The sequence below is a fragment of the Halobacillus salinus genome (assembly GCF_004684905.1).
Lineage (GTDB): Bacteria > Bacillota > Bacilli > Bacillales > Halobacillaceae > Halobacillus > Halobacillus salinus.
Window position 1 is genome coordinate 413,148 of sequence record NZ_SRJC01000001.1, and the last position, 22,714, is coordinate 435,861.

Below are 22,714 nucleotides of genomic sequence, written 5' to 3' on the forward strand. Positions count from 1 at the left end.
GATGTAAGCAATACGCAATGAATTTATATACTTTTTTACATTTGATCTGGTGCTTCAATACCTAGTATCTCAAGCCCGTTTTGCAAAATGAGATTTACAGAATAGATCAGCGTAAGGCGGCCCGCTTCTTGGTCACTATCCAAAATTTGATTGTGGGCATAATAGTGATTGAAGGATCTTGAGACATCCAACAGGTATTTGGCGATTCGAGAGGGATCATACTGTTCGTATGACTCTTTAACTACCTTCGGAAAGGCGCGGACTAACTTGATTAAAGGCCATGCTTTCTCATCCACAAGTTTTACTTCCGCGTCTTCTTTCTCGTATCCAGCTTTCTTCAATAGAGACTTCGTGCGGACGTGAGTGTACTGGACGTAAGGACCGGTATTTCCTTCAAAGGAGAGCATGTCATCCAAAGAAAATTCTACGTCGTGTGTACGGTCGTGCTTCAGGTCATGGAAAATGACCGAACCGACGCCGACTTGACGGGCAACCTGCTCTTGGTTCTTGAGGTCAGGATTTTTATCGGCGATGTTCTCTCTGGCACGGTCGATCGCTTCCTGCAAGACCTGTTCAAGTAAGACAGTTTTGCCCGCACGTGTCGACATCTTCTTTCCATCCTTCAATATCATCCCGAATGGTACATGGTGCATGTCGTTCGCCCATGGTAAATCCATTTTGTCCAGTACGTATTTCACCTGTTGGAAGTGGAGAGTCTGCTCATGGCCTACGAGGTAGAGAGACTCTGCAAAATGAAACGACTCGTATCGATCGATAGCAGCAGCCAAATCACGCGTCGCATAGGTCGTTGTACCGTTACTCTTACGAATTAAGCATGGGGGAAGCTCTTGTTCATCTAATCGGACGACTTGAGCTCCATCAGATTCTTCTAGAAGCCCAGCTCCCGCAATACGTTTTATTACACCCTCCATCTTATCGTTGTAATACGCTTCGCCGCGGGTCAAATCGAACGTCACTCCGAGCAAGTCGTAAATGCGGTCGAATTCTTGCAAGGATACATCTTTAAACCAACGCCAAAGCTCCAGCACTTCAGGGTCGGCATCTTCAAGTTTTTTGAAACATGTTCTACCTTCATCGATTAGAGTTGGGTCTGTTTTAGCTTCTTCATGGAACTTGACGTATATACGAGTTAATTCTGTTAGGGGATCAGCCTGGATAGCGTCGTCGTCCCCCCAACGATGATACGCTGCAACGAGCTTCCCGAATTGAGTGCCATAGTCTCCGATGTAATTGACTTTTACCGTTTCAAACCCACACTTCTCTGCCAGGTTGCTGATGGCATTCCCGATAATTGTTGAACGTAAGTGCCCCATGGAAAAAGGCTTTGCTATATTAGGGGAAGACATATCCAAAACGACAGTCTTCTCTGCACCGAAATTATGAGATCCGTAGTCGCGGTCGTTTGCAAGCACTTCTTTAAGGGTTTCTTCTGTAAAAAAAGATTGATCCAGGAACACATTTACGTACCCGCCAGCAGATTCTGCTTTCGTGATATGAGGGTGCTTCAGCTTTTCAGCTAACTCATCGGCAATCAGCTTAGGATTCTTTTTGAACTCCTTAGCTAAAGGGAAACAAGGAAATGCAAGATCACCGAAAGATTCTTTCTTAGGGAGTTCGAGTTGCTCATAGACCCACTCTCGTGAGTAAGGCTCACCTAGTATATGAGAGAGTTGTAAGGCCAACATGTGTTTTTCCATTCCATCATTCCTCCTTTATATACAAAAAACCTCGTCTCCTAAAAAGAGACGAGGTCTACTCGCGGTACCACTCTTATAGCTGATGTCAGCCACTCTACGTTGATAACGGGGAAACATCCCCGGCCTTTTCCTACTAGTCGTTCAGAAAAGGCTTCTCCAAAGTCCGGTTCACAGACAGACTGACTATCAGGCTTCCACCAACCCTGACTCGCTGAAGTAATCTGTCCATTACTCTCTTTTTCCACGAATTTCATATGATTTGAAAAGATTATAGCGAACCACCGGATGAATTGCAAGAGCTTTTCACAAGATAGGAAGAGGAGGGATGACGATGGATTGGATTTGGAAAGCCATTCTTATTATTCTAGTCGGCACGTTCATTTTGCGCATTGCAGGAAGAAAGTCGATATCCCAGATGACTCTTTCGCAGACGGTGATCATGATTGCAATCGGATCTTTATTGATTCAACCTGTATCTGGTAAAAACATATGGGTGACGTTCGGGGTAGGTGGAGTTTTAGTTCTGACCCTCGTAGTTATGGAATTCCTGCAGGTGAAGGTGGACTTTTTCGAGAAGTATTTGACGGGCAGGTCGGTCTCTATTATTAAAGATGGGCGACTACAAGAGAAAGAGATGAAGAAGTTGAGGCTGACAGTGGACCAATTAGAGATGAAATGTCGTCAACAGAACGTCACTTCGCTTCGGGATATCCAATCGGCCACGCTTGAGCCCTAATGGTCAGGTGGGCATCGAGCTGAAGGAAATGAGCAAACCCGCAACAAAGCAGGATCTCGAACAACTGAAAAACGAATTGCTTCATCTGAGTAGCCAGCATGTCAGTAAGGCAAAGAATGATAATATTTTCAAAGAAGTCGAAACAAAGCATCATAGCTATCCACACAAGGACAATCTGCAATAAGCATATATCGAGATAAAGAGACCATGTTACTGATAAAATAGATAGCAGAGGTGAAAGATATGCAATCATTACATGCAATAGAAGAAATGGATTCTTTTCTTCAAACGGAAACCATAACACTCTTATACATCTCCCAACCGAACTGTTCCGTCTGCCACGCGCTTCTACCCCAAGTAGAAGAACTGCTGGAGGAGTATCCAGATATTCAAGCGAGACATATGGATGCTTCGGAGGTTCCGGAGATAGCAGGCCGTCTATCGGTGATGACCGTTCCGGCTGTATTGGTTTTTGTAGAAGGGAAAGAGATGTTCCGCAAAGCGCGCTTCGTACCGATGGGCGAGCTGAACCAGCAATTAGCTAAACTGAATCATTTCATTAATGAGTGAGAACCACCTTTTCTAAAGGTGGTTTTTTTACTCTATTTGAAGTTTGATTATTCAGTCAATTTTGTTTTTCGGAAAATTCAACCCGCAAATATTATCCTGAGACGGAAATATTCTTGATGAGAGACGATAAAGTGGAAATATCTCTCCATGAAACCGTTTACACTCACTAATTGGCTCTTATAGGCATGACTTGCCAAAAACCGGTTGATAAAGATTTTCCAAGTGTTATGATGAAAAACGTCTTGAAGAGAGAAACCAAAAAAATGAAAAACGGGAGAGATGAACCCACATGATCAATAAAAAGATTGCTTTTCTAGGTGCCGGCTCAATGGCAGAAGCGATGATTTCCGGTATGGCAGAATCAGGAACCATAGCAAAAGAAAACATCATCGTCACCAATAGAAGTAATCAAGATCGCCTCAATTCAATCCACGAAAAATATGGCGTACGCACAGTATTAAAAGATGAACTCGATTTCTCAGAAGTCGATCAATTCATTTTGGCAATGAAACCGAAAGATATTGATGCAGTACTAGCCGATCTCAAAGATAAAATCCAACCAAATCAAGTTCTTGTGTCCGTATTGGCTGGTATTTCCACGTCCTATATGGAAGAACGCTTGAACGAAAACCAACAAGTCATTCGAGTGATGCCGAATACGTCCAGTATGCTGAGAGAGTCAGCGACAGCGCTGTGCCCTGGTAAGTATACGGATATGGAACAAGTACAGGTAGCAAAAGAGCTGCTTCGTGCCATTGGTGAAGTATTCGTCATCGAAGAAGATAAAATGGACGTCTTCACTGGTATTGCCGGAAGCGGACCTGCTTATTTCTACTATTTGATGGAACACATCGAAGAAACAGGACGTGCAGAAGGAATGGACAGTGAGACACTACGCGAAATCGGAGCTCAGACACTGCTCGGAGCAGCCAAGATGATGCTCGAGCGTGATGAAAGTCCAACAGAACTAAGAGAAAATGTAACATCTCCAAATGGAACAACCGCAGCAGGACTTGATGCTTTGAACGCAAATGGCGGAGGCCGTGCGATCTCAGAAGCGGTCAAAGGAGCAGCAAGTCGTTCAAAAGAACTGAGTAAAGAAATCGAAGGACTATTAGTCGGAGCAAAATAAGTTTTACAACACGTACCAAATAAATAAATCCTATAACACGTAGCAAATATGTATACCGCAGGAGTGATATGTTGACGAAACAGAAGAAAAGAGTCGTTATTAAAATCGGGAGTAGTTCCCTTACAAGCTTGCACGGTGAAATCAGCCGCCGTAAGCTAGAAAAATTGGTTGATGAAGTCGTCCGCTTGAAAGACGACGGCCACGAAGTTCTACTAGTATCCTCAGGAGCTGTAGCCGCTGGGTACCGCAAACTCGGTTGCCTGGAGCGCCCAAGCTCTCTTCCAGAAAAACAAGCCGCTGCATCCATTGGTCAAGGACTATTGATGGAATCCTATTCCGACCTGTTCTTGTCCCACGGTTATAATGGATCTCAAATCTTAATTACACGAAGTGACTTTTCCGATGAAAATCGGTATAACAACGCTCGTAATACCATCAATGTATTGCTTGAGCGTGGAATCATCCCGATTGTAAACGAAAATGATACGATCACGATCGATCGCTTGAAATTCGGAGACAACGACACCTTATCTGCTAAGGTAGCAGGTCTTGTCGATGCTGACCAATTGATCATCTTATCTGATATCGATGGGTTATACGATGACGACCCTAGAAAAAATGAAAATGCAGAACTTCTTGAGACCGTCACCGATATTACTCCAGAGATCGAAGCTGTAGCAGGAGAGCCAGGAAGTGACGTCGGTACCGGCGGTATGAAGTCGAAAATCGATGCCTTCAAGATTACTATGGCATCCGGTATTGCCTCTTTCTTAGGAAAAGCAGGAGTCGACGACATCGTTTATGATGCCGTATACGGTAATGCAAGAGGCACGTACTTCGAAACAGGAGAAGATTCCGAGAACCTGGATCAGAAGAAACAATGGATCGCCTTCAACTCCGGACCAGAAGGAGAAGTCATTATCGATCATCGTGCCAAAGAGTCGATCGTCGAAATGAAGAAGAGTCTTCTTCCGATGAACGTCCACCACGTGAACGGACGTTTCGGTAAAGGGGCAGTGGTTCGCATCCACGACCTTCAAGGCGAAGAAATCGGACTTGGTGTCGTTAATTATTCTTCTGAAGAGATGAAAGAAATGATCGGACTGACAGAACCAGAGCTTGAATCATATGAAAAACCAGCAATCGAACGTAAAGATTTTGTTTGTCATTTAGAAGTTTCCATGCCCGTAGGTGTTTAAAATACTCATAGGAGGTCTTTGATGACTGTATTAAATAAAGTGAACGTTGAAGCGCAAGCGATTGAAGCGAAGAAAGCATCCAAGAAATTGATGGTACTTTCTGAGGTTGAGAAAAACGATGCCCTTCTACATCTTGCTGATGTACTAGAACGCGAATACGAAACGATTCTAGCAGCGAACGAAAAAGACTTGGCGGCAGGCCGCGAGAAGGGATTCACAGACGCGTTCATGGATCGTCTATCTCTATCCAAAGAACGTATCGCAGATTTCGCTCAAGGACTACGCGATGTTGCGAAGCTGGATGATCCGACTGGTCAAGTGCTATCTGACTGGACACTTGAAAATGGTCTCCAGGTCGAGAAAGTAACTGTACCACTAGGTGTTATCGGCATGATTTACGAAGCACGCCCTAACGTTACAGTAGACGCAACTGGTCTTGCCTTGAAATCAGGTAACGCGATTGTACTAAAAGGCGGATCCAACGCAATCAACTCTAACGCTGCAATCGTTGAAGTGATGCACAAAGGTCTGGAAGAAACGAAGATTCCAAAAGAAGCCGTGCAATTCATCGCTTCTACAGACCGTGCAGCAACGAATGAACTATTCACGATGAAAGAACACATCGACGTCCTAATCCCACGCGGAGGCGGCAAACTCATCCAAGCTGTAGTAGAAAATGCGACAGTACCAGTTCTTGAAACTGGTGTCGGTAACTGCCACATCTATATCGACAAAGCAGCAGACGTTGAAAAAGCAATCAACATTCTTGTGAATGCGAAGACGGATCGTCCTGCAGTATGTAACGCAGCAGAGACTCTGATTGTCCACAAAGAGTGGCTCGCTGCTAACCGCGACGCTTTGGTAAGCGCGCTTCAGGAGAATGATATCCAAGTACACGGAGATGACCACGTGCTTGAACTGATTCCAGGATCCGTTGCTGCTGGCGAAGAGGACTGGTCTAACGAATACTTGAGCACAGACATCGCTGTGAAATCCGTAGATGATGTAGTCGAAGCAATCGAACACATCGAAATGTACGGTACCAAGCACTCTGAAGCAATCATCACAGAAGACGGCGAAGCTGCTCAGAAATTCTTAGCACTTGTCGACGCTGCAGCTCTTTACCACAATGCTTCCACACGTTTCACAGACGGTGGTGCACTAGGGTTTGGTGCTGAGATCGGTATTTCCACACAAAAACTACACGCTCGTGGCCCAATGGGTCTACCGGCGCTTACAACGGTTAAGTTCCTTATGAAAGGTACTGGCCAAATCCGATAAATCGGATGGAAGGGAAACTCTTTTAAGAGTTTCCCTTTTTTGTGTGGTTGGGATGGTGGGGGATTGTGCCGCAACTCTGGTAGAAAGTTCCCTGTCTGAGGGGAAATGTGACTTAACTAGACGGTAAAGTGCCCTAACGCCAGAACAAAGTGCCCTAACTCCAAGTGAAAGTGCCCTAACCCCAAAACCACCATAAAACTATTTAGAAATGCAGTAAGTTCTCGCTTTAGAATGCTTGGTATTGTGCTCACAACACTGAACAAGTAGTGTTCTTGCAACTTTCGCAGAATTCAACCTAGCAATCTTTCTAAAAACTGCATTCGTAATCTCACTCCCAAACAACACCGCATATTCCTGCAGCAACTTCAGATGCGCATCGCTCGACTTCCTACCACACCGGCATCGCCAATGGTCTCTTCGTCGTTCCATTCCGATAGTTCCGCAACTTGGACATTCCACTCCCCACACAAAGTCACTCATTTTTAATCCGTGTTTTTTACAACTGAAACCGTAAAAGGTGTGTTTTTCTTCTGTACAAACTGATGGAATCTCTCTCGTTCTTCGGAGTTCCATGGCACTGGTTTCTGCCGATAAGGAAGTTTGTTTAAGAGATGAGGGAGGCGTTTCGCGCGGATAATGCGATTCTTATAGCCATGGGCATCACGTCCATGAGTCTTCAGAACCGTTTGAGGGTTAGAAATGATGATGTATGGTTCGATGGGAACTTGGGGGAAGTTGTGGTGGTGAAGCCATCGTGTCAGTTGAAGCTTATGATGCTCTACTTGAATGAAGGGATCGGTGTAGTAATCTTTCTGCCCCTTGTAATCTCGGATAAGCTGCTGGTTATCAAAGTCGAAGATCAGCTTCCCTTTATGATTTTTGACATCGATGATCGTCAGGTGGCTGTCTGAAGTGAGAAGGGAATCGACCTGGAAGTGCTGGATTCCGTCAAAAAGACGTATATCTTTGAGGTGGGTCATGTGGTCTGGAGTATATTGAAGGTAGTAATCGGTGTTTTTCTCTCCGTGGTGGCCTGATGCAATCTTCAATAGTTCTTCTTGCAAACTATGATAGAAAGTGGAGTTGGACTCCAGTCCAATTGCACCAGTTCACTAGTTTTCATTCGCTGCAAAGTGTATCACGCTCCTATTTGAAACCTTTTTCATAATAGTATATCATTTTTGGAAAAAGGAGGGATTCGGCATGAGGCAGTGGGACGCCGTTCAGACAATTACGGCAAGCTTAGAAAATGATCCACTTGTGAAGGCAGTGTTTCTTAAAGGATCGATGGGGCGTGGGGAGGAAGATGAGCATTCTGATGTGGATTTGTATTGTTTAGTAGAAGAAGAGGATCGTGATGCTTTTCTGACTCATCGCAAAGAGCATCTAGAAAGTTATCAATCTTTACTTTTTTACGATGATATATTCATCATTGCCCCACAAATCATTGCTATCTATGAGAACCTGCTTCATGTGGATCTCTTCACTGTAACGGAGGGTAGCCTCGTTCATAAGGATTATTTCAGAGTGCTTTATGACCCGGAGAATAGGATGGAAAAGTACAGAAGGCACCAGACCCTTGTATTATCTGATAAGGAATTTCAAGACGCAGCGGATGATGTCGCTTTTTATCTTCTCCAATATAAAAAAGCTGCTGGAAGAGGGAATGAGATTTGGGCAGTCAAGGTTTTAGAAGACTGCCTCAATGAGCTTGGACGAGTGCTTCTGCAGAAGTATCAGCCGAACCGTGCTCAGCTTGGTCTAAAAGCTGCCTCGACTCAGTTACCTGACGAAGTGTTCAGTCAGATCGAGATGATTTCCAATCGTTTGAACGGAGACACGCATGCTGAAGCGGCTCGTTTACTATCTGCTATTGTTCGTGAGCACTTGGATTGGCTTGAACAAGAGCTGCCAACTAGTGCGTACACTTATCCTTTTATAGAAAGAATGGTAAAAGAAATAACCCCTCAAAAGTGAGGGGTTATTTGTTATAAATCGGATCAAGAGAAAAGGCGGTAGCTAGTGTATTCGTAATCGAGACACGACCGAATGTGACCCCTAGCTGTGTTGCCATCTGAGCGATTTCAGGACGGATGCCGGACAAGGTGCTTGTCACACCGATGAGCTCAAGCCCTTTTAACAATTCGAATATTTGTTGAGCGACTAGTGTGTCTACAAGGTAAACACCGGACAAATCGATGAAAAGGTGATCGATGGATTTGTCTGTACACCCTCTTAATGTATTTTCCAAAATAGCTTGCGCACGTTCAGAGCTGATATCACCTACTAAAGGAAGTAAGGCACGCCCTTCTGAGAGTTGAATGAGAGGTGAGCTTAGCTCGTTGATTGTCTGTTGCTGATGTTCAATCTGTTCGTTCAGTTCATTGGATTTCTCTTCTACGACCCTCATCGTTATGGTATCAATGGCAGCAACTAGGGCCTTTCTCCATTCTCTGACTTTCTCTAAGTCTGGAATTGGTGATTGAGCTTCCACGTACTCATTTAAAAAGGTTAAGTATTGTTCCCGTGTCCGGAAGAATTCTCTCATGATTAAGTGGGTAGGGGTTTCTAAGTGCTGTGGATCGCTGCCTACATCGTTGATCCAACCTTCAAATTGGTCATAAAATGCACCTTCGTTCAAAGTGAAAAGTTTGCATAGCCGCCTGTGGAATTCAAAATTCTGGGACTTCAAATTATTAATTACTCTCGGATCGGTGGAGGCGTAAACACCGGTTCCTGATTTGTCCAGGCTTTCATACCAATCTTCGGTTAGTTGTTCTGCTCTATTTAATAAAAAATCGTGCAGCTGTTCATTTTTCAGCATATCAAAACTCCTCTCAAACTTCCTCTATATCCGATTTTTGTAAGGGTTAAACATATTTTTTCAAAGTCTTGGTGTTATGGGGCTCAGAAGGGGGTAATAAAATAGAGAGGTGAAGAAAATGAAGCAATGGGCATTAGAACAACTCGCTGCTATCTATGACCATGATCTGTATTTTGCAAGCTTTGTGACAGCGGTAGATGAGCTAAATGATTATGAAGCATTTTATAGGGCAGAGGCTGGTCAAGTCAACACAATTGCTGAGATCATCCATCATCTCGATTTTTACAATGATCGTTTTTTATCCCGGTTTCGAGGCGAAGAAGTCACATTGTTGCCTAGTTCTTATAATACATTTCTGGTAGATCGAAACACAACATTAAATCGTTTAGTAGGGGAAGCTGATAAGACGTATCGAGATTTTAGAAAAGCGATCCGCTTCTCCAGTGATGAAAAAATGGTAATGTGGTCGAGTGAATTAAGCAGGCTCTGGCTGCACAACGCCTATCATATCGGCCAAATTGTCCACATCCGAAAAGAATTCGGAGCCTGGAATAAAAGAACTTTATTGAAAGGGTAAAAAAATAAAGCCTGCGTCATATGACACAGGCTCATTTTTGTTACATAGCTTATTCGGAGTCTAATGCTGGATGGGAAGTAGGAGCGGTGAATGCTGCTGGTGTAATAGGATCTAGGCAAGTGATGCCGCAGAAGCAGTTTACATCGACTGTAGTACAAATTCCAGTTGACTCGAATTCTTCTACGTGGTGAAGCGCGTCGCATACACTCTTCTTGTCGCACTTATGCCAGTGAGCGTGAGCAGAAACCGGCTTAAGAAGCTCTAGTTTTACACAGTTGTCGTCTACGAATTTCTTCGCTTTGAACACTGGTGTTTCGATGCAGTAGTAGCCAGCTTCCATTGCTTTCTTTTTCAACCCGCTAGCAAAGAACGGTTTGCAGTCTTTGCAGTATAGCAGGAACGGAATTGTAGTATTCCCGTTTTCTGAAGCTGGAGAGAGCAAGTCACGAATCGAGCGTTCACAGCTTGTATCGCAACAGTGATCTAGAGCAGCCACCTCGTTTTGAACGCGAACAATCTCTTTCAGAATATCTTTCACACAATGGCTTCCTTTAGAATGACATGAACCCATGAATATCCATCTCCTTTTTTTAATAGGTCTTTCCATATCATTCTATGGAAGTAGGAGAGAGATGCTTGTATATTAGTCTATCTTTCTATAAATGGGTTGCACTAGTGCATTAGCCATTCCGTCTAAAAGGATTCTGACATATAGTAAACTATCTATAGCTGTAGAGTTATAGAATCATGGTTTGCCACACCATGGAATTTTCCCAAACGGTGACGTGAAGACGTCCATATGTAAAGCTGCCCGTTACATGAACGAGCAGCTTTTTTTATTTCTTCCTATTGAAGGCTCGATCTTTAATATTCTGGAAAGTCTTCTGAGAAGCATCCACTGTTTTTCCGATGGCTTCGTTCCCTTTGTCGGAAACTTTCTTCACAATGTTGCCTGAAGAATCGACGGTCTTTCCGACTAGTCCTCCTTCACCAGAGACGGATTTGATGATTTTTCCTGAAGCATCCACTGTGTTGTGGATGATATTATTCGCCTCTTCCGAAACCCCTTTGACCAAGCCTTGGTCATCGCGCTTAGAGGACTCATTGTTGTTATTTTTGCTCATCGTTGATCTCCTCCTTAAAATCTTTATACATTCCATGCTATGAGCAAAATGGGAAAATATGAGTAATGAATAGTAGTTCATTTTTAATTGAATTTTCAGAATTATAGGGGTAAAATGGAAAATACATACTAACCGGTTGGTATGTTACCAGAAGGGAAGGGGAATTCCTTTGCATTTTGATAAGAGTGAGAAAGTGAAACGCTACGAGCAACGTTTGAGAGAATTTATGTACGAATATGTTTATCCGAACGAACGAACATTTGAAGAGCAGCTCAATGAACAGGAGACACGATGGACTGTCGTTCCTGAGATTATGGAAGAATTAAAGGCAAAAGCGAAACAAGAAGGGCTCTGGAATTTATTCATGCCTGATGAGGAGAACGGTCAAGGGCTAACGAACTTAGAATATGCGCCCCTATGTGAAATTATGGGAAGATCCATGATTGGACCGGAAGTTTTTAACTGTAACGCTCCTGACACAGGGAATATGGAGGTGCTGTCCAGGTATGGATCAGAAGAGCAAAAAAAAGAATGGCTGACTCCTTTATTGAACGGCGACATTCGTTCCTGCTTTTCTATGACAGAGCCGGACGTCGCTTCTTCTGATGCAACGAATATCGAGTCGAGTATCAAGAGAGATGGAGATAGCTATGTAATCAATGGTCGTAAATGGTGGTCTTCGGGTGCCGGCGATCCCCGGTGTAAAATCGCCATCTTTATGGGGAAAACGGATCCCGATGCGCCGAAGTACGATCAGCAGTCGATGATACTCGTCCCTATGGATACACCTGGCGTACATATACGACGTATGCTGCCTGTATTCGGCTACGACCATGCTCCCCATGGGCATGCCGAGATTGATTTCGACAACGTCCGGGTTCCAAAGGAAAATATCATTTGGGGAGAAGGGAAAGGGTTCGCTATTGCGCAGGGGAGACTAGGTCCTGGGCGAATACACCACTGCATGCGGTTAATTGGAGCAGCGGAGCGTGCGCTTGAAGAATTATGTAAGCGTGTTCAAAGTCGAACTGCTTTTCATAAATCGTTGGGAGAGCAAGGAGTCATACGGGAATGGATTGCAGATTCAAGAATTGAGATAGAACAAGCCAGGCTATTAACATTGAAAGCTGCCTATATGATGGACACGGTAGGCAACAAGCAAGCTAAAACAGAGATTGCGATGATCAAAGTGGTTGCTCCGAATATGGCGCTTCGTGTAATAGACAGAGCGATCCAAGCTCACGGTGCTGCAGGAGTGAGTGAGGACTTCACTTTGGCCGCACAGTGGGCAAACAGTCGGACATTGCGACTAGCGGACGGGCCGGATGAAGTCCATAGAAGACAAGTGGCAAAGCTGGAATTATCCAAATATAAGGAGTGACTCGGGGTGCACATACATCAATTATTTGATTTGACGGGAAAGACCGCAATCATAACAGGTGGCGGTCGTGGATTAGGGGAGCAGATGGCGGAGGGCTTAGCTGAGGCAGGAGCGAACCTTGTGCTTTGTTCGAGGAAAATCGATGCATGTGAGCAAGTAGCAAACCGTCTGCGGGAGGAACACGGCATAAAAGCCGTGGCGTTCAGTTGCGACGTTACCAATGCGGAAGACGTAGAGGCGGTTGTCGAGGAAACAATCGATCAATTTGGCCAAATAGACATCCTCATTAATAACAGCGGAGCGACTTGGGGAGCCCAGACATTGGAAATGCCAGTTGAAGCCTTTCAAAAAGTGATGAATGTCAATGTCACCGGTACGTTCCTGATGTCGCAGAAAGTAGGCGCACAAATGGTCAAGCAGAAGTCAGGAAAAATCATCAATATCTCCTCTGTAGCTGGACTTGGTGGAGCAGACCCACGTTTTATGGAGACGATCGGCTATAATGCAAGCAAAGGAGCCGTCATAACGATGACGAAAGATTTAGCTGTGAAGTGGGGGCAGCATAACATCCAGGTCAATGCGCTCGCCCCAGGGTTCTTCCCTACAAAAATGTCCAAAGTGGTTCTGGAACAGGGAGGAGATTTCATCCTCGATCGTACACCTCTCGGAAGGTTCGGAAGCGAGGAAGATTTGAAAGGGGCGGCGCTGTTCTTAGCCTCTGGTGCATCTAATTATATAACAGGCGATGTGATTGTAGTGGATGGAGGCATGCACGCATCTTGTTAAGGAGAAGAAAACGATGAAAGAAAAGATTCTAGCAACGAGTACAGAACTTTTTGGGAAGAGAGGGTTTCCAGAGACATCGATTCAAGACATCGTGTCCATGAACGATCTGACGAAGGGAACCTTTTATTATTATTTCAAGAATAAAGAGGATGTACTGGTTCAGATTCATGAACAGTTCATTGAATCATTACTGATGCAGCAACAAGAAATTATCCAAGCGGACTTATCAGCTCATGACAAGCTCGAAGCGATGGTCCAGATGTTAATAGAGAACATTCGAACCAACGCTAACAGTGCCATGGTGTTCTTTAGGGAAATGCGGCATTTAAGTAATGAAAAGACGAGAGACATCTTGCCTAAGCGACACCAATTTCAGAGGAATATTGCTTCTGTTATCGAAACTGGGATGCTGTCGGGAGAATTCCGATCTGATCTACGTGCGGACATGCTTTCCTTCGGCGTCTTAGGGATCGCGAATTGGAGTTATTTCTGGTACGACCCGGAGGGAGAAGTTTCAGAAAAGGAACTGACGCACATCTTCATGGAAATGATCTTTAAAGGAATCGAGGAGGAGAAAACATGACCATTAATCAATTAACCGTTGTCGGAGCAGGTGCTATGGGTCATCAAATTGCAATGCTAGGCGCTCTTGCGGGTTACGAGACGTACCTCCAGGATATAAGCAAAGATTCACTAGAAGCGGCAGATCAGAAGTTGCGGGGAATTATGAAACGGTGGGTAGAAAAAGAAAAGCTATCAGCTGAAGACTATGAGGCTGCTTTCAGCCGTCTGCATATGACAACGAGCCTTGAGGAAGCAGCAGGCAAAGCGGATCTCGTCATTGAAGCGGTGGTAGAAAAACTAGAGGTGAAGCGTCAAGTCTTTGCTCAGCTCGATGAAGTTGCCCCAGCTCATGCCATTCTAGCAACTAACTCTTCCACCATCGTTAGTTCTCTTATAGTAGATGCAACTTCACGACCGGATAAGGTGTGCAACATGCACTTCTTCTTCCCGGCATTGGTGATGGATTGTGTAGAAGTCGTCAAAGGTGAACACACATCGGATGAAACAGCGGGAACAGCGATGGAAGTTTGTGAACGAATGGGTAGAACAGCGATTCTCTTGAAAAAAGAAATCTCAGGTTTTGTAGCCAATAGGATTTTGTTCGCGATACAGAAAGAAGCCATGCATTTATACGAAGGTGGCTATGCTGACTTTGAAGATATCGACAAAATTGTGCGTCACGCACTGAACCATCCGATTGGCCCGTTCGAGTTGATGGATCTATCCGGTCTTGATGTCGGTTATTATGTCATGCAGCAACAATACCAAGAAACGAATGATCCGAATGACAGACCTTCTAAGACTCTTGTAGAGAAAGTAGAAGCAGGTGAGCTAGGCCGCAAGACTGGTAAAGGTTTTTATTCTTATGACAAAAAAGTGAGAAGTTGAGGAGGAAGTAGCATGCATGAGATAGAAGTCAATGTGCGCTTTTGTGAGACCGATTTGTTAGGGCACGTCAATAACAACAATTATTTCGTTTACATGGAGGACTCGAGGATCCGTTTTTTCAATGACCTTGGAATGGTGGGGAACGATTGGAACTTTATTCTCGCCTCCACTAAGTGTGATTTTCTCAAGCAGGTCTATTTCAACCAGACCTTGATCATCAAGAGTCATGTCGTGAAAATAGGGAACTCCAGTTTTCATCTGGAGCAGGACATGTATGAGAAAGAGTCGGGGGACTTAGTGGCAAAGGGGCAGTCCGTTATCGTCCAGTTCGATTTTGATGCACAGAAAAGCAAAGCATTGACCGATGAAATGAAACAGCAGCTTGAGTCACATCGCCAGACAGTTAAGGAGGGATAGGTTTGTCTCTTAACACGGATACAAGAACCGTTCGTCAAGGAGAGGAGCTGGATCTTGAAACGATAGAGCCTTACCTGAGGGATAGGTTGGATATCCCTGAAGGAAAGCTGGAGGTTCGCCAGTTCGGAGCTGGACACTCCAACCTCACCTACGAATTATCTGTAGGGGAATGGAGTGCAGTGCTGAGGCGACCACCGCTCGGACCAGTGGCACCGAAAGCGCATGATATGGAGCGGGAGTTCAAAGTATTAAAAGCCCTTCATCCAGTTTTTCCGGTTGCTCCGAAACCCTTACATGTTAACGCGGGGGATTTGATCGGCGTTCCGTTTTTCATCATGGAGAGAAGATATGGACACGTGTATGATACCAGTTTCCCAGATGAAGTTGTTTATACTGCTTCTCTTGGGAGGAGGCTGTCTGAGGAGATGGTGGACCGACTTGTTGAACTTCACGCTATCGACTATCGAAAAACGGATTTGAACAATATGGTGAAGCCAGAAGGGTTCATGCAGAGACAGGTGAACGGCTGGATCAAGCGCTTCGAACGGGCGCGTACTGATGATGTAGTTTCAGCAGTAAAGTTGAAGCAGTGGTTGATTGATCACGTTCCGCATTCCGATGAGGCATCGATCATCCACTATGACTACAAGTTGAATAATGCCATGTTCGACCTAGAAGACCCTGATAAGATGATCGGGTTATTCGACTGGGAGATGACAACGGTCGGAGACCCGCTTGCTGACCTTGGAGCGGCGATGAGCTATTGGATTCAACCAGACGACCCTGACATGCTGCGTACCGGACTCGGAGAGCCGCCGGTAACCGTCCGAGAAGGTTTTTATACAAGAGCAGAATTTATTCAGCGGTATGCGGAGAAGAGTGGAAGGGACGTATCCGGTATTCATATCTATCTTACATTCGCTTACTTCAAATTAGCCGGTATCGTTCAGCAAATCTATTCCCGTTATAAAAAGGGTCAAACGAACGACCCACGCTTCGCTCATATGAACCATTTTGTTAACAATCTAATTGAACACGCAGAGAAAACGGCAGGACTCGTAGATGGCTAATATTCACCTTATCTTTAAAAAGGAAGACATCAAGCGAGACAAGATGGTAGGGAAAGTAGCCATTGTGTTTGATGTGTTATTCGCAACCTCTACAATCACTGCTGCTCTTGCCGACGGGGCTAGGTCCGTTATTCCGGTTTTAGACCAAACCCATGGCAGAGAAAAAGCGAAAGAGATGAGGGAGAGCTACTTGTTAGCGGGGGAAGACAAAGGTCGTCTGATTGAAGGGTTTCATCCACCAATTCGACCCCACTTAAAAGATGTAGTGAGAGACCAAACCCTCATTTTATCGACGACGAATGGAACGGTGGCTTTGCAAAATTCGAGTGAGGCAGATGTGCTGTATGCATGTTCTCTTCTGAACAACGAGGCGATGGCAGATCATTTGAATAAGCATCACAATGATCAGGACTTAGTTATGGTCTGTTCTGGTTCGAGTGGTCACTATACGTTGGAGGATTTCTTCGGTGCGGGAAGCTTGATTCACCATCTTGTTAAAAAGAAACAGTGGTCTCTTTCCGATGGAGCAAAGACGGCCCTTCTCTTTTATAACGGTAATGAAGATCATGCAGCTGAACTGTTAAGTCAATCGAAAATCGGAAGCTTACTGCTTGGGGCCGGAATGGAGCAAAAGGAAATTGACTTTGTGGCACAGGAAGGGCTTTGGAACACTATTCCTGTATATGACAGAGTGGAAGGAAAAATAAAGGAGTGGAGTTATGAATCCAGTGAAGCATCTCGTTGAAGGGGGAGACTTCTTAATTGAAGATATCGCGAAAGAAGCAATTTTCACCCCCGAAGATCGAAGTGACGAACACAGAATGATTGCAGACACAGCTCGACAATTTATTTCCCGGGAAATCCATCCGTACATCAAACGGTTGGAACAAGGGGACTTTCCGTTTGTCGCAGAGAAAATGAAGCAGGCAGGTGAATTGGGGTTACTCGCTCATAGCATTCCCGAAAAATATGAAGGGCTCGGCTTGGATAAAATCAGTAAAGGTATTGTTGGGGAGGCGCTTGGAAATGCAAGTGGATATAGCGTAGCTCACTCCAATCACACCTGTATTGCTACCCTTCCAATCACGTATTTTGGTACAAAGGAGCAAAAAGAAAAGTACCTACCGAAGCTTGCGTCGGGAGAATACTTAGGAGCTTATTGCCTTACCGAGCCGGAAGCTGGATCTGATGCCCTGGCAGCGAAAACAACAGCAGTATTGAATGCAACCGGCACGCATTATCTATTGAATGGAACGAAGATCTATATTACAAATGCGTCATTTGCTGATACTTTCATTGTTTATGCTAAAGTCGACAGCAAACATTTCACTGCATTTATCGTGGAGAAGAACTTTCCTGGCCTCTCAATCGGACCGGAGGAAGATAAACTAGGTATCAAAGGATCCTCAACGTGTTCAGTTCATATGGAGGATTGTCAGGTTCCTGTGGAAAACGTGATAGGAGAGGTTGGAAAGGGGCACTTGATTGCCTTGAACGTATTGAATCTTGGTAGGTTCAATCTCGGTTTCGCCACTTTAGGTGCAGCGAAGCATAGCTTCAAGCTTGCACTTGAACACGTTACAGAACGGAAGCAGTTTAAACAGCCGATCGGAGAGTTCCCCGCAACCAAAGAAAAAATAGCAAACATGGCCGCGGAACTTTACGCGACAGAATCCCTTTTATACCGTACTGCAGGGCATGTTGAATCGGCACTTGCTCCATATGAAGACTCTGATGACTTCAAAGGGACGGCGAAAGCGATGAATGAACATGCCTTAGAGTCTGCTATTTGCAAAATTGTCGGCTCTGAGACGCTTGATGAAGTAGTGGATGAAGCGCTCCAACTTCACGGTGGGGCAGGTTACATTAAAGGGTATCCAATTGAACAGGCTTACCGCGATTCGCGAATCAACCGTATTTTCGAAGGGACGAATGAAATCAACCGTCTTCTAATTCCAGGGAACTTCTACAAGAAGATGGCCAAAGGTTCTTTTGATTCACAGTCCCTTCTTGAAAAAGCACAGCGCTCGCTTCGAACAGGGGCATTTAAAAACCAAGAAGGCCCTCTGCATGAATTGAAGCAGCCACTTGCCTTATTCAAAGACTTGTACTTAATTTGTGCTGGTCTAGCATTCTTCAAATATGGTGATTCCATGAAGTCTGAGCAGGAGACTTTGATGAAATTAGCGGATCTTGCTATTGCTATTTATGCATGTGAGTCCGTGATTTTAAGAACGGAAAAAGTACAAGACTCTGAATGGAAAGAGAAGCTTGCATACACTTTCCTTGAGAATACCAGCTTACAAGTGCAGCAATCCGTTATCCCGATGTTGTCCACGTTACTGACGGGAGAGGAAAGAACGAAAACGGTAGGGCAAGTGTCTATGCTTCTCGCTGCCTACTCTTGGCCGGATTCGATCGAGCGCAGAAGAGAACTTGCAGACTACTATTATGACCAAAAAAACTATTAATCTTAAAGGAGCTGGAGAAAATGAGTTTAGGAAATGAGCATGTAGCAGTACAGGTGAATGGTCCGGTAATGTCTTGTGTGTTGAATAGACCCGATGCCCTTAATGCTTTCTCCGATCAGATGATTATCGGACTACAACAAGCATTACGGGAAGCGAAAGAGAACGAAGATATTAAAACAGTCGTCTTATCGGGAGCGGGGCGTGCCTTCTCTGCTGGAGGAGATGTGAAGAATATGGGGGATGCGACAGCTCAGCACATCTATGATCATGTTGGAATCTTAAATGAGTTGATTCTGCAAATCAAAGAATTACCGAAACCGGTCATTGCAGTCGTTCATGGGTATGCAGCCGGGGCAGGTTTCAACCTTGCACTTGCCTGTGATCAAATCTTAGCAGGTGAAGAAAGTAAGTTCGTGTTGAGCTTTGCTCAAGTGGGACTCGTTGCTGATGGAGGCGGCCATTATTTCCTTAGTCGAATACTTGGACCTTACCGTGCGAAGGAGCTGTTGTTCCGAGCGGAGCCGGTTCCTGTGGAAACGGCAGTCGAATGGGGTCTTGTCAATCGAGTGTTTCCCCTGGATCAACTGGAAGAGGAAGCCATGAACTATGCTGTAGCGTTGTCTAAAGGACCTGGGCGTGCGATGGCGATGATGAAGCGGTTAGTCGATGAAGCGGACCATGCAGACTTAGCATCGATCCTCGAGCAAGAACGAGTAACGCAGACGATGATGGTTTCAACGGATGATCATAAAGAAGGCGTTCAAGCCTTTAAAGAAAAACGAAAACCTGTCTTTGCAGGGAAATAAGGAGGATAATGATGCGTGCCATACAATTTAAGCAATTTGGAGGTCCGGATGTTTTAGAACCGGTCGATGTGGATGAACCAATTCTTGAGAGTGACCAAGTGCTCATCAAAGTGAAGGCGATCGGTGTGAATTATGCAGATACGGCCAGAAGAGAGGGCGCTTATGTTGTTCCGACTCCGCTTCCTTTCATACCAGGTGCGGAAGTGGCTGGTGTTGTAGAGGATGTAGGAAACCCCGATTCCCGTTTCAAAAAAGGAGATCGTGTGGTTACTTTGATTGGGTCAGGCGGTTATGCGGAGTATGTAGCAGCGAAAGAACAAACGCTTATCCCGATACCGGACAACGTAGACGACCAAATGGCAGTTGCGCTTCCTTTACAAGGATTAACGGCCTATCACATTTTGCTTACGATGGGTCGGATGGAAAAAGGGGAAACAGTCCTGGTTCATGCTGCAGCAGGAGGTGTCGGTTCTCTTGCTGTTCAGCTGGCGAAACACTATGGAGCTGGTAATGTAATTGCTACTGCAAGTTCTGACGCGAAGCTTGCTCTGGCGAAAGAATTAGGTGCTGATCATGTTGTTAACTATACAGAACCGAACTGGCGTGAAGCTGTTCTCGAGGCGAGTGATGGTAGAGGTGTCGATGTAGCTTTGGAAATGGCAGGCGGAGAGGTATTTCATGAGACGATCAAATGCATGCGGCCGTTTGGCCGGGTCGTCACATACGGAGTTGCCAGTGGCGAGATGCCTCAACTTAACGCAGCGGGCTTGATGAACCGGAATCTATCTGTGATCGGATTCTTCCTACCTCAAATTATGAAAAAGCCGGTCTTGTTTGAGAAGAGCTTACAAGAGTTACTCCTTCTAGTGAAATATGGAGATTTGAAACTGACAGTCGGAGGCGTGTTCGGGTTAGAGGAAGCGGCTCATGTCCATGAGATCATGCAGGCAAGAAAAACAAAAGGAAAGCTTGTGCTTACACCTTAATGGATCCAAAGACTTCCCTGATGATGGGAAGTCTTTTTTTCTACAATGTTGTTTTGCTTCTTGCAGGAATATGCAGGATGTTTATGGAAAAAGATATGTTGCACCCTAAAATAAGAGGAGAATCGACATGTTTGTACATAAAATAGATGAAGAATTGGAATTGAAACTGATTGGTTTAGAGGATGTGGAAGAACTATATGAATTAGCGGATCGTTCAAGAGATCACTTGGGGACATGGCTTCCGTGGATCGAACATACGAAGTCCGAAGCGGATACTAAAGACTTTATAAAGTCCGCTATGAAGAGATACGGCGAAGCAAATGGGATGGTCGTGTGTATCGTTTTCAAAGGGGAGATTGCAGGAACAATCGATCTGCATGAATTGGATTGGAATAATAAGAAGACGAGCATTGGTTACTGGATGGGGGAGCGGTTCAAAGGGCAAGGGCTTCTTACTCGTTCGTGTAAAGCTCTATTCACCTATGCATTTCGTGAGTTGAATCTTAACCGAATAGAAATTAGGGCAGATGTTAGAAATACGAAGAGTCGTGCTGTACCAGAGCGATTAGGTTTTGTGAACGAAGGAACGATTCGTGCGGCGGCTATGCTTTATGATGAGCCTTCAGACCATGTGGTGTACGGGATGTTAGCGGGTGAGTGGCATGATGATAAAGATTGAATCGATCCAACGAACCTCACCAGCTAAGGAAGAGTGTGAAGATGCTCTGACGATGAACAAGGGAGCGGGTGTCTATGCCGTGTTCGACGGGGCGACTCCATTAGTCCCCTTTCGAGATAGCGACGACCACAATGGCGCTTACTTGGCTTCTAATACCTTTAAGAGGCACTTCGACCAGATGGAGGAAGGCGATTCACTGAAAGGTGTTATAAAAGAAGCAAATCGAGATCTCCGGCAGCAAATGATTTCCGCAAACATTGATTTGTCGAAAGGGTATGAGCGCTGGACCACTTGTGTTGCTGCAGTCAAAATAGAAGACTCCCACTTTGAGTATGCTCATTTGGGAGATTGTATGATCATCTTTGAAGATAAGGATGGCGAGAAGGTAATCTTAACGGAAGATACCGTGGAAGGAATAAGTGAGCGTGCGAGGAAGAAACGAGACGACGATCGTAAGCGAGGAGTTCCAGTACCAGAAGAGTCTTATTTCAAAGATAGAATAGAAGCTTTGAAATATAACCGGACCCTAGCTAATATGGAGGGTGGATATACAGTTGCGGATGGAATGCCGGCCGCTATTGACGCTTTACAGGCGGGTAATGTATCAATGGAGAAAGTGAGAGAGATTCTTATACTATCGGATGGATTGTTCCACCCAGACTGGTCTTTAGATAGAGTATTCAACGAAATCCAACAAAGTGGATTAAATGACTATGTAGAGCAGTTAACCGAATTGCTAGGAGAACAAAATGCTCATATAGACGATCGAACAGCCATAAGAATACAATGGGGAGCGCTTGATAGATGAGGGGGATCCATCAAGCGTTCTTCTTATTTTACGATGGCAATAAGGAAGCCGTCATATCCTTTGCTACCTACGGTTTGTATGGCGGTCGATTCGATACTCGGATGGTCTGAAAGGTAATCGAACATTTGGCGGATACCTTGGACGCTTTCATCTTCATGATCAGAATCTAAAACTGCCCCGTTTCGGACGACGTTGTCCACGACGATACATGTTCCTGGGTGTGATAGTTTCAGTGCTTCTTCCACATAGCGAGAATTGTTTTGTTTATCGGCATCAATAAAGACGAAGTCGAAATCATGAAACCCTTTTTCAGGCAACTGAGGGAAGGTCTCTATGGCAGCCCCGATGAGAATCTCGACCTTATCGTCTAATCTGGCTTTTTTAAGATTTCGCTTTGCTACTTCTGCATGCTTAGCTGAATATTCAAGTGAAACCAACTGACCATCATCAGGAAGGGCGCGTGCAAGCCATATCGTACTATAGCCTCCGAGCGTACCGACCTCAAGAATATTTTTCGCTTTGGATAGAGATGCGATCATATGAAGCATTTTCCCTTCAACAGGAGAAACATTAATGGAAGGCAACCCTTCCTCTGCATTGGTTTGCAACACATTTTCTAAAACCGGATCATATGAAATCAGTTTATCTGTCGTGTATTGATCAAACTCATGCCACGTTTTCGGTGAATTCATGTATT

The 22,714-nt window shown here is 44.8% G+C and carries 26 protein-coding genes and 1 other annotated feature; of the genes, 20 read left to right on the plus strand and 6 right to left on the minus strand.

The annotated features are described in order from the left end of the window. Window positions 1-35: 35 nt before the first annotated feature. Window positions 36-1,718, minus strand: a complete 1,683-nt coding sequence (argS, locus tag E4663_RS02375; RefSeq protein ID WP_135326566.1) for an arginine--tRNA ligase — start codon at window positions 1,716-1,718, stop codon at window positions 36-38. A gap of 41 nt (window positions 1,719-1,759) precedes the next feature. Continuing rightward, window positions 1,760-1,971, minus strand: a binding site (T-box leader). 78 nt (window positions 1,972-2,049) lie between these two features. Here argS and E4663_RS02385 point away from each other — a divergent pair. From E4663_RS02385 to E4663_RS02405, 6 genes are all read left to right on the plus strand, one after another. Then, entirely contained in the window at window positions 2,050-2,454 is a 405-nt protein-coding gene (locus E4663_RS02385; protein WP_421803474.1) for a DUF421 domain-containing protein, read from the plus strand. A 28-nt stretch (window positions 2,455-2,482) separates the two neighbouring features. Next, window positions 2,483-2,638, plus strand: coding sequence for a hypothetical protein (locus E4663_RS20350; protein ID WP_421803476.1), 156 nt, complete (start codon window positions 2,483-2,485; stop codon window positions 2,636-2,638). Between the two features lie 59 nt (window positions 2,639-2,697). Continuing rightward, a complete protein-coding gene (locus tag E4663_RS02390; protein WP_079479232.1) occupies window positions 2,698-3,024 on the plus strand; it encodes a thioredoxin family protein in 327 nt (108 codons plus the stop codon). A gap of 289 nt (window positions 3,025-3,313) precedes the next feature. Then, window positions 3,314-4,156 carry a pyrroline-5-carboxylate reductase gene (gene proC / locus E4663_RS02395; RefSeq protein ID WP_079479233.1) on the plus strand — a complete coding sequence of 281 codons (843 nt, stop codon included), beginning with the start codon at window positions 3,314-3,316 and terminating at the stop codon, window positions 4,154-4,156. Window positions 4,157-4,224: 68 nt separating this feature from the next. Next, window positions 4,225-5,355, plus strand: a complete 1,131-nt coding sequence (gene proB, locus E4663_RS02400) for a glutamate 5-kinase (protein WP_079479234.1) — start codon at window positions 4,225-4,227, stop codon at window positions 5,353-5,355. A gap of 21 nt (window positions 5,356-5,376) precedes the next feature. Beyond that, window positions 5,377-6,636 (plus strand): glutamate-5-semialdehyde dehydrogenase, encoded by a 1,260-nt coding sequence (locus E4663_RS02405; protein WP_135326568.1) that lies wholly within the window; start codon window positions 5,377-5,379, stop codon window positions 6,634-6,636. A 482-nt stretch (window positions 6,637-7,118) separates the two neighbouring features. Here E4663_RS02405 and E4663_RS02410 read toward each other — a convergent pair whose 3' ends face one another. Next, complete coding sequence (locus E4663_RS02410; protein ID WP_158290409.1) at window positions 7,119-7,700, minus strand: nuclease-related domain-containing protein; 582 nt, start codon at window positions 7,698-7,700, stop codon at window positions 7,119-7,121. Between the two features lie 139 nt (window positions 7,701-7,839). Here E4663_RS02410 and E4663_RS02415 point away from each other — a divergent pair, with 139 nt between their 5' ends. Next, window positions 7,840-8,613: a nucleotidyltransferase domain-containing protein gene (locus tag E4663_RS02415; RefSeq protein ID WP_135326570.1), complete on the plus strand. Its 774-nt coding sequence runs from the start codon at window positions 7,840-7,842 to the stop codon at window positions 8,611-8,613. 4 nt (window positions 8,614-8,617) lie between these two features. On the opposite strand, the gene E4663_RS02420 is transcribed toward E4663_RS02415, so the two are convergent. Continuing rightward, the gene (locus E4663_RS02420) at window positions 8,618-9,460 is read right to left on the minus strand and encodes an STAS domain-containing protein (RefSeq protein ID WP_135326571.1); all 843 of its coding nucleotides are present in this window, start codon (window positions 9,458-9,460) and stop codon (window positions 8,618-8,620) included. Between the two features lie 118 nt (window positions 9,461-9,578). On the opposite strand from E4663_RS02420, the gene E4663_RS02425 reads away from it, so the two are divergent. Beyond that, on the plus strand, window positions 9,579-10,037 hold the full coding sequence (locus tag E4663_RS02425; RefSeq protein WP_135326572.1) for a DinB family protein: 459 nt from the start codon (window positions 9,579-9,581) through the stop codon (window positions 10,035-10,037). Between the two features lie 49 nt (window positions 10,038-10,086). Here the strand turns inward: E4663_RS02425 and E4663_RS02430 are convergent, their stop codons facing one another. Together E4663_RS02430 and E4663_RS02435 are read right to left on the minus strand one after the other, a co-directional pair. Then, a complete protein-coding gene (locus E4663_RS02430) occupies window positions 10,087-10,644 on the minus strand; it encodes a CotY/CotZ family spore coat protein (RefSeq protein WP_338323608.1) in 558 nt (185 codons plus the stop codon). Between the two features lie 229 nt (window positions 10,645-10,873). After that, on the minus strand, window positions 10,874-11,161 hold the full coding sequence (locus E4663_RS02435; protein ID WP_079479241.1) for a hypothetical protein: 288 nt from the start codon (window positions 11,159-11,161) through the stop codon (window positions 10,874-10,876). 226 nt (window positions 11,162-11,387) lie between these two features. On the opposite strand from E4663_RS02435, the gene E4663_RS02440 reads away from it, so the two are divergent. The 12 genes from E4663_RS02440 (at window position 11,388) to E4663_RS02495 (ending at window position 22,017) form a co-directional block, all read left to right on the plus strand. Then, a complete protein-coding gene (locus E4663_RS02440) occupies window positions 11,388-12,542 on the plus strand; it encodes an acyl-CoA dehydrogenase family protein (RefSeq protein WP_421803605.1) in 1,155 nt (384 codons plus the stop codon). A 6-nt stretch (window positions 12,543-12,548) separates the two neighbouring features. Beyond that, the gene (locus E4663_RS02445; protein WP_135326574.1) at window positions 12,549-13,328 is read left to right on the plus strand and encodes an SDR family oxidoreductase; all 780 of its coding nucleotides are present in this window, start codon (window positions 12,549-12,551) and stop codon (window positions 13,326-13,328) included. A 13-nt stretch (window positions 13,329-13,341) separates the two neighbouring features. Continuing rightward, complete coding sequence (locus E4663_RS02450; protein WP_135326575.1) at window positions 13,342-13,911, plus strand: TetR/AcrR family transcriptional regulator; 570 nt, start codon at window positions 13,342-13,344, stop codon at window positions 13,909-13,911. Continuing rightward, window positions 13,908-14,780 (plus strand): 3-hydroxyacyl-CoA dehydrogenase family protein, encoded by an 873-nt coding sequence (locus tag E4663_RS02455; protein WP_079479245.1) that lies wholly within the window; start codon window positions 13,908-13,910, stop codon window positions 14,778-14,780. The genes E4663_RS02450 and E4663_RS02455 overlap by 4 nt, the downstream gene beginning before the upstream one ends. A gap of 12 nt (window positions 14,781-14,792) precedes the next feature. Continuing rightward, complete coding sequence (locus E4663_RS02460) at window positions 14,793-15,197, plus strand: acyl-CoA thioesterase (protein WP_079479246.1); 405 nt, start codon at window positions 14,793-14,795, stop codon at window positions 15,195-15,197. After that, entirely contained in the window at window positions 15,194-16,267 is a 1,074-nt protein-coding gene (locus tag E4663_RS02465) for a phosphotransferase family protein (protein ID WP_135326576.1), read from the plus strand. The genes E4663_RS02460 and E4663_RS02465 overlap by 4 nt, the downstream gene beginning before the upstream one ends. Further along, window positions 16,260-17,012, plus strand: a complete 753-nt coding sequence (locus E4663_RS02470) for a 2-phosphosulfolactate phosphatase (protein ID WP_135326577.1) — start codon at window positions 16,260-16,262, stop codon at window positions 17,010-17,012. Before E4663_RS02465 ends, E4663_RS02470 begins: the two co-directional genes overlap by 8 nt. Further along, window positions 16,987-18,738 (plus strand): acyl-CoA dehydrogenase family protein, encoded by a 1,752-nt coding sequence (locus tag E4663_RS02475; protein WP_135326578.1) that lies wholly within the window; start codon window positions 16,987-16,989, stop codon window positions 18,736-18,738. Before E4663_RS02470 ends, E4663_RS02475 begins: the two co-directional genes overlap by 26 nt. 20 nt (window positions 18,739-18,758) lie before the next feature. Next, complete coding sequence (locus E4663_RS02480; protein WP_135326579.1) at window positions 18,759-19,544, plus strand: enoyl-CoA hydratase/isomerase family protein; 786 nt, start codon at window positions 18,759-18,761, stop codon at window positions 19,542-19,544. Between the two features lie 11 nt (window positions 19,545-19,555). Next, a complete protein-coding gene (locus tag E4663_RS02485; RefSeq protein ID WP_135326580.1) occupies window positions 19,556-20,530 on the plus strand; it encodes a quinone oxidoreductase family protein in 975 nt (324 codons plus the stop codon). Window positions 20,531-20,657: 127 nt separating this feature from the next. Then, window positions 20,658-21,209, plus strand: a complete 552-nt coding sequence (locus E4663_RS02490) for a GNAT family N-acetyltransferase (protein WP_135326581.1) — start codon at window positions 20,658-20,660, stop codon at window positions 21,207-21,209. Next, a complete protein-coding gene (locus E4663_RS02495; protein WP_158290410.1) occupies window positions 21,196-22,017 on the plus strand; it encodes a protein phosphatase 2C domain-containing protein in 822 nt (273 codons plus the stop codon). The genes E4663_RS02490 and E4663_RS02495 overlap by 14 nt, the downstream gene beginning before the upstream one ends. Window positions 22,018-22,040: 23 nt before the next feature. Here the strand turns inward: E4663_RS02495 and E4663_RS02500 are convergent, their stop codons facing one another. Next, window positions 22,041-22,709: an O-methyltransferase gene (locus E4663_RS02500; RefSeq protein WP_135326583.1), complete on the minus strand. Its 669-nt coding sequence runs from the start codon at window positions 22,707-22,709 to the stop codon at window positions 22,041-22,043. Window positions 22,710-22,714 lie beyond the last annotated feature (5 nt).